The organism is Rhodoplanes roseus (assembly GCF_003258865.1).
GTDB lineage: Bacteria > Pseudomonadota > Alphaproteobacteria > Rhizobiales > Xanthobacteraceae > Rhodoplanes > Rhodoplanes roseus.
The window spans coordinates 1-6054 of sequence record NZ_NPEX01000323.1; the positions used below are offsets into that span (position 1 = coordinate 1).

At 71.4% G+C, this 6054-nt stretch carries 7 protein-coding genes and 1 pseudogene; 4 read left to right on the forward strand and 4 right to left on the reverse strand.

Annotated features, from left to right (window positions below; all coding sequences use genetic code 11):
* A pseudogene (locus tag CH341_RS34490) lies at positions 1–204 on the forward strand (exodeoxyribonuclease VII large subunit); the annotation flags it as partial.
* Between the two features lie 3 nt (positions 205–207).
* Here the strand turns inward: CH341_RS34490 and CH341_RS27080 are convergent.
* The gene (locus tag CH341_RS27080) at positions 208–1032 is read right to left on the reverse strand and encodes a dienelactone hydrolase family protein (RefSeq protein ID WP_111422068.1); all 825 of its coding nucleotides are present in this window, start codon (positions 1030–1032) and stop codon (positions 208–210) included.
* Positions 1033–1139: 107 nt separating this feature from the next.
* On the opposite strand from CH341_RS27080, the gene CH341_RS27085 reads away from it, so the two are divergent.
* From CH341_RS27085 to CH341_RS27095, 3 genes are all read left to right on the forward strand, one after another.
* A complete protein-coding gene (locus CH341_RS27085) occupies positions 1140–1424 on the forward strand; it encodes a DUF2093 domain-containing protein (RefSeq protein ID WP_342635039.1) in 285 nt (94 codons plus the stop codon).
* A 307-nt stretch (positions 1425–1731) separates the two neighbouring features.
* On the forward strand, positions 1732–2700 hold the full coding sequence (locus tag CH341_RS27090) for a peroxidase family protein (RefSeq protein ID WP_111422069.1): 969 nt from the start codon (positions 1732–1734) through the stop codon (positions 2698–2700).
* The gene (locus CH341_RS27095) at positions 2645–3373 is read left to right on the forward strand and encodes a peroxidase family protein (protein WP_111422070.1); all 729 of its coding nucleotides are present in this window, start codon (positions 2645–2647) and stop codon (positions 3371–3373) included. Before CH341_RS27090 ends, CH341_RS27095 begins: the two co-directional genes overlap by 56 nt.
* A gap of 11 nt (positions 3374–3384) precedes the next feature.
* On the opposite strand, the gene lpxK is transcribed toward CH341_RS27095, so the two are convergent.
* From lpxK to CH341_RS27110, 3 genes are all read right to left on the reverse strand, one after another.
* Positions 3385–4389 carry a tetraacyldisaccharide 4'-kinase gene (lpxK, locus tag CH341_RS27100; RefSeq protein WP_111422071.1) on the reverse strand — a complete coding sequence of 335 codons (1005 nt, stop codon included), beginning with the start codon at positions 4387–4389 and terminating at the stop codon, positions 3385–3387.
* 23 nt (positions 4390–4412) lie between these two features.
* On the reverse strand, positions 4413–5717 hold the full coding sequence (locus CH341_RS27105; protein WP_111422072.1) for a 3-deoxy-D-manno-octulosonic acid transferase: 1305 nt from the start codon (positions 5715–5717) through the stop codon (positions 4413–4415).
* 52 nt (positions 5718–5769) lie between these two features.
* A partial coding sequence (locus CH341_RS27110) for an inositol monophosphatase family protein (protein WP_281023657.1) occupies positions 5770–6054 on the reverse strand: 285 nt, incomplete at its 5' end.

The following is a 6054-nucleotide window of genomic DNA, read 5'->3' on the forward strand; positions in this document are numbered from 1 at the left end:
CCGCTGCGCAGCGCCGCCGTGGTCATTCCCGGCCAGCGGCTGTCGCTCGAATTTTCCGACGGCCGGGTCGCCGCCACCGCCGACCGAGGCGAGGCGGGCGACACGCCGCCGGCGCCTCCGGCACCGGCACCGGGGCGGCCGCAGGTCCCCAAGCCCGTCACCCGGCGCAAGAGTCCGGTCGAAGGCCAGGGCTCGCTGTTCTGACCGTCAGCGCGCCAGGAACGCCGGCACCTTCTGGAACGCGTCGGCCCGGGCGGCCGGGTTGGTGCCGGTATGGGCGCGGCCGGAGCCGTCGGCCGAGAAGGCGAGGCCCGAGTGGACCCGGATCGGGCGGTCGGGCGCGTCGAAGTCGTGATAGGCGCCCGGATAGATCTCGAGGGTCGCCCGCGCGCTGCGGCCGCGGGCGCCGGCCACCATCTGCTCGCAGGCCGAGGCCGGCGTCCAGTCGTCGGCGCCGCCGATCAGAATCAGGATCGGCACCCGCGAGCTCCAGGCGCGCGGCACCAGCCGGGCGCAACCCGGATACATCGCCACGGCCGAGCGGAAGTCCGGCGAGCCGCGCTCGATCCTGGCCTGCGGGCGGACCGTCCACAGCACCGTGCTGCCGCCGTTCGACCAGCCGAGCAGCGAGATCCGGTCCGGGAGCACGGACGGCTGCGTCTGCAGGAACCGCCGCGCCGCGTCGGCATCCGCCACGCGGTCGCGCTCGGCCGAGACGGTGCGGGGGCGGACGCGGCACTGCGATCCCAGGCCGCGCGAGCCGAAGCTGTCCGGAAACAGCACGACGAAGCCCTTGCCCGTGAGGGTCTCGGCCCAGTCGCGATAGCGCGGATCGAGCCGCTCCTTGCCCAGCCCGGCGCAGCCGTGCAGCGCCACCACGGCCGGGAACGGGCCGGCCCCGTCCGGCCGGAACACGACCCCCGACAGCGTGAGGTCGCGGCCCGGAAACGTCACGGTTTCGGGCCCGGCGGCGGCCGCCGTGCCGCCGGCCAGGACGGCCGAGATCAGAGCCATGGTCGCTGCGAGTCGCATCGTCGAGCCATTCCGCACCGGCGCCAGCGTAGCACGAGCGATCGGTCGGATCGAAGCCGTGCGGCGTCGGCGGCGCGGGGTTTCGTCGCGGCCGCGGAGCGACTACATTGGCGGCAGTGGTCGCCGGCCTGCCCGGCGCGAACCCGCACGGGAGGTCGTTCGTGCTCAACCGCTTCGACTATCGCTCGCCGCAGACGGGCGAAGCGGAAGTCCGTTATCTCGACGCCGATTTCCGCGTCCTGCGCGCCGGCGCCTTCGTGCGCTGCGCCGTGACGGGCGTGCCGATTCCGCTCGAGGAGCTGAAATACTGGAGCGTCGAGCGCCAGGAGGCCTATGCGGGCCCCGAGGCGGTGGCGCAGCGCCTCTATGCGGACCGCGTGACACCGGGCTGACGCCGGCCTGCGCCTAGCATCCTCCATCCCGATCGCCCCCCGGTCGAACAGCGCCGATCGCTCGGATTCGACGACGGCCGGCGGCGCTGCATCGCCCCGGATCGTCGCGTCCTGCCCGGTGGCTTACGCCGAGCAACGAGTCGCGGCGGTGCAAAACAACGTCTTGTCCAGGCAGCTGAATCCCGCAGCCCTCAGCGACGGTGCAGCCAAAGATCGTTCTTCGTGATGAATGATAACGAAAAGTTGCGTGTAAGTTAAAACTGAAGTAATTCACGGTTGCGCCGTCCAAGAACCTCGGGAGGACCTCATGGCGCACCACGGCTGGGTTCCTGTTCTCGATCCGCGAACCCTCACCCCCACGGCCTTGAAATCACCCTTCGGTAGACTCTTCCCCGCGTCCCAGCAAACATACGACAGCCTCGCGATCTCGCTGCTCGCCGGCGCCAAGGGGCCCATCGAGCAGGGTGGGAAGGCCGTGAAACCAGCCAACCCGGCCGGATTTACGTTCTTCGGTCAGTTCATCGACCACGATCTAACGGAGTTTCGCGTCGTCGGCGAGAACCTGAGCCTCATCCCACAGAATCCGACCATCGGACAACGCCAGCGAGTGCTCGAGGACGGTGAGCCGACCTCGACGAACGGCCGCATCCCCACGCTCGATCTCGACTGCGTCTACGGGCTGCTCGGCGTCGTCGAGCCGGATCTCTTCCACGCCGACGGCCAGTTCAGGATGCGGGCCGATCAGAAAGACATTCTGCGCGATCCTCGCCTGTACCGGAACGGCAGGCTGATCGCCGATCCGCGCAACGACGAGAACAAGATCGTCGTCCAAATTCACATCCTGTTCGAGCGGCTGCACAACCAGATCCATTCGAGCAAGCCGGGATCCGCCGCCGAGAAGGCGCCGGGCGGGCGAGCCTTCGAGGAAACCCGCCGCACCGTCCAGAACGTCTATCGACGGATCGTGCTGCACGACTACCTGCCTCGCATCGTGCAGGAGCCGCACATCAATGCGGTCCTGGACAAGCTCGAACGCGGCGAGACGTTCTACCAGGCCATGAACCGCCGCGCGCGTGCCGCATTCCGGCAGGCGTTCCCCCGTTACGAGACGCTCGGGCTTGAGCGCGAGGTGCAGCCGGAAGGCCTGATCGCGATGCCGGTCGAGTTCGCGCATGCGGTCTTCCGGCTCGGGGCACACGCAGCTTCGGTCCGGTTATGCCATGAATGCCGACCACGGCTTTCCGCTGTTCGGCTCGGGCACGGATCTGCGCGGTGATACGCCGCTCGATGCCACGACCCAGATCGCCTGGACCTTCTTCTTCGAGGGCGGCCCGCCGGTGATGAAAGACGGCAAGCCCGTCCCGGTTCCTCAGCACGGCGAGCCGCTCGACGCGAACTTGCCGGAAGCGGTCTTCAGGTTGCCGCCGCCGAGCATCGGCGAACCGCCGGTGTCGCTCGCCGAGCGCAACATCCGGCGCGGCGTGGACTTCGGCCTGCCGTCCGGCCAGGAGTCCGCGTCCTATCTGACCGCCGTTTACGGCAGCATTCCCGGCGTGCCGGCCGAGGAGCTGTTCCCGAAGGTGGACTTCGAGGATCGGTTCACCGAGATCCTAAAACGGGAGCCGGCTTTGGCCTGGGCGACGCCGCTCTGGTACTACATCCTGCGCGAGGCAGGCCTTCATACAGAGGGTCAGCAACTCGGCACGGTCGGCGGCCTGATCGTCGCCGAGACGATCCTCGGCTCACTGTGGACGATTCCGAAGCCTTGGTTCGACGTCGCCGCGCAGTGGCGGTCCGGGCCGTGCAGCGGCGCGCCGACGACGGCCGACCACATCTGCTCGATGACTCAGCTTCTGCAGTTCCTCGGCGAGTTCGCGGATCGCGACGGCCGGGAGGGCGCACTGCCCGCCACCCAGCCGCGTGAAAAGACGCCCGAGCCGGCCGAGTAGACCGCGGCGGCCTACAGCCTCAGACCCGTCCGGCCGGCCAGGAAGCGGCGCAGGCCGGCGGGGTCGTCCAGCACGAGGCCGACCGGCAACGTGCTGCTGCGCGCCGCGAGGGCGGCCAGCGCCGGGTTTCCCTGCAACCGGCAGACGTCCTTTTCGGTGGTGACCAGCGCGAGCCCGCCGGCGTCGGCGTCGGCGACGAGCTGCGCCGCTTCGGCATCCGTGAAGGCGTGGTGATCGGGAAAATGCGCGGTGCGCACGGGCGCCAGGCCGGCGCCGGCCAGGGTGGCGAAGAACTTCGCCGGATCGGCGATCCCGGCATAGGCGAGCAGCCGTTTACCCCGCAGCGCCTGCACGGCGGCCGGCTCGGGCGCCAGCCGTCCACGCAGGATCGGCAGCCCGCGTTTTCGGGCGGCGTCGATCACCGGGAGGGCGAGGTCGGACGGCTCGCCGACCACCAGGAGCGCGTGGGCGCGGTCGATCTGGGCGTCGAGGCCGACCCGCAGCGGTCCGGCCGGGAATACCTTCGCGTTGCCGATGCCGCGGCGGCCGTCCAGCACCACCAGCGCCACCGTCTTGCTCAGCGACGGGTTCTGCAGGCCGTCGTCCATGACGACGACGCCGGCGCGCTCGGCGAGTGCCAGGGCGGCGCCGGCGGCGCGGTCGCGCGACAGGATGGTCGGGGCGACGCGGGCGAGCAGCAGCGGCTCGTCGCCGACATCGGCCGCGGCGGCGGCGGGATCGACCCGCAGCGGGCCGGCGAGCCGCCCCTTGTAGCCGCGCGTGAGGAACACCGGTCTCAGCCCGGCGCCCTGAAGCAGGCGGGCGATCGCGATGGCGGTCGGCGTCTTGCCGGCGCCGCCCACCGTGAGATTGCCGACGCAGACCACCGGCACCGGCAGGGTCGTGCCGGGCCGGCGTAGGCGCGCCGCCGCGACGCCGCCATAGACCGCCGCGAGCGGCGCGAGCAGGCCGGCCGCGAGGCCGGGCGCGCGCCACCAGAAGGCGGGCTCACGCATGGTCGGTCTCACGCGGGCCGGTCTCAGCCATGGCCGGTCCTGCCCTCCATGCGAAGCTGCACCAGATAGGGCTCGAGCGCCGCCATGGTGCGCTCGACCGCCCCGGCGAGGATCTGGACGGTGCGCTCGCCGGCGGCGGCGAGCCGGGTCCGCGCCTCCTGATCGGCCAGCAGGGCCGAGAGCCGGCGGGTCAGCTCGGCGCCGTCGGCCACCGCCTGGGCGCCGCCGGCGGTGTCGAGTGCCTGGTAGAGGTCCGAGAAATTCTTCACATGCGGCCCGTGCAGCACGCCGGCGCCGAGCTTGATCGGCTCGATCGGATTCTGTCCGCCGTGCGGGATCAGCGAGCCGCCCATGAACACCACGGGCGCCAGCCGGTAGAGCAGGCCGAGCTCGCCGAGCGTGTCGCTCACATAGATCTCGGTGGTGGCATTGGGCAGCACGCCCTCGGAGCGGCGGGTCGGATCGAGGCCGCTCGCCTTGGCGAGCGCGGCGATCTCGGCGCCGCGCTCCGGGTGGCGCGGGGCGATCACGGTGAGGAGTCGCGGAAACGTCAGCCGCAGCTTGCGGTGGGTCTCGATCAAGGCCAGCTCCTCGCCCGCATGGGTCGAGGCGGCGACGATCAGTGGCCGGCCGGCCAGCGCGCCGCGCAGCTCGGCGAAACGGGCCGGATCGACGGGAAGAGCCGGCACGTCGAGCTTGAGATTGCCGGTGACGCCGATGCGGGGCGCGCCGAGCGCACCGAAACGCTGCGCATCCTCGGCCGAGCGCACCAGGCACAGGTCGAAGCGCGACAGCAACGCCTCGATGGTGGCCGGCGCGCGCCGCCACTTCTCGAAGGAGCGCTCGGACAGGCGGCCGTTGACCAGGATCAGCGGGACGTGGCGCGCGGCGCTGGCGACGATCAGGTTCGGCCACAGGTCGGACTCGACGAACAGGCCGAGATCGGGCTGCCAGTGGTCGAGGAAGCGCGCCACGTAGCGGGGCGCGTCGAGTGGTACGAACTGGTGGATCGCGCCGGCCGGCAGGCGGCGGGCCGCGACCTCGGCCGACGTCACCGTGCCGGTCGTCACCAGCACGCCCGTGCCGCGCGCCCGCAGGCGCTCCACCAGCGGCAGCGCGGCGATCAGCTCGCCGACGCTGGCGCCGTGAACCCACACCAGCGGTCCGGGCGGACGGACCGCGCCGGCTTCGCCGCGGCGCTCCGACAGGCGTTCGGGATGTTCCTTGCCGCGCTTGAGGCGGCGGGACAGCAGCCAGCGGGCGAAGGGGGTGGCCGCCCTGGTGGCGAGCCGGTACGCCGTGAAGGTCAACGGCAATCGTTCGGCCAAGACCGCCGTCTCCTCAGTGCACCGGGCGAGCCGCCGGCGTCGTCCGCGGGGCTCAGCGGGACGGCCGCGCCAGCGCCGCGACGATCTCGCTGACGGCCCGATGACGCGCCGGGTCGGCTGCGATCAGCGCCTCGTGCGTCGTCACCGGACGATTGTACCGGATGGTCTCACCCGCGACCGTCGTCAGCGTTCCGGAGGCTTCGTGCACCAAAAGATCGGCAGCCGCAAGGTCCCAGTCGTGGCTGTCCCGGGACGCGAAAGCCACGTGAATTCGCCCGTGTGCGACCCGCGCGAAGCGCAACGCGAGCGAGTGCACCTTGGGCTCGAGAACCACGCC

Coding starts and splice junctions, on each gene's coding strand:
- CH341_RS27080 (WP_111422068.1), bottom strand. CDS start 1,032: ATGCGACTCGCAGCGACCATGGCTCTGATCTCGGCCGTCCTGGCCGGC.
- CH341_RS27095 (WP_111422070.1), top strand. CDS start 2,645: ATGAATGCCGACCACGGCTTTCCGCTGTTCGGCTCGGGCACGGATCTG.
- CH341_RS27090 (WP_111422069.1), top strand. CDS start 1,732: ATGGCGCACCACGGCTGGGTTCCTGTTCTCGATCCGCGAACCCTCACC.
- lpxK (WP_111422071.1), bottom strand. CDS start 4,389: ATGCGTGAGCCCGCCTTCTGGTGGCGCGCGCCCGGCCTCGCGGCCGGC.